The 487-nt window shown below is 63.7% G+C and carries 1 pseudogene; it reads right to left on the reverse strand.

The annotated features are described in order from the left end of the window. Window positions 1–487: pseudogene (locus QMX86_RS28370) on the reverse strand (type IV secretion protein Rhs); the annotation flags it as partial.

Consider the following 487-nt stretch of genomic DNA (forward strand, 5'->3'; position numbering starts at 1 on the left):
TCGTAACGGGTGATGCGCCCGAGTTCATCGCGTTCGGCGGTGATCTGGCCGTAGGCGCCGTGGCTGTAGGCGCGCGTGCTGCCCGTAGGAGAAGTCGTCAGGATCAGTCGGCCGGCCGCGTCCCACTGCTGACGACTGACAACACCAAATTCGTCTTGGGTGGTAATCCGCCGGCCCAGCGCATCGTAGGAAAAACGCCGCACGCCGCCATCGGGCAGGGTTTCTTCGATGAGCTGGCCGAGCTCGTTCCACACCCAGCGGTGGCGGCTGCTGTCGGGATAACGCAGCGACAGCAATTGGCCGCGCAGGTTGTAGTAGTAATGCGTGACCTGGCCGTCGGGATCGACCGCTTCGGTAACGGCGCCTTCGGCGTTGCGCCGATAGATCCACACCGCGTCGCCTCGGCAACGCTTGTAGAGAAAACCGTTGCGGTACTCGTAGGACGTTGGTGCATCGTCCGGCGGAATCAGCGCGATCAGCCCTCCGA

It is taken from the genome of Pseudomonas sp. PS01270 (assembly GCF_029959775.1).
Classification (GTDB): Bacteria; Pseudomonadota; Gammaproteobacteria; order Pseudomonadales; family Pseudomonadaceae; genus Aquipseudomonas; species Aquipseudomonas atacamensis.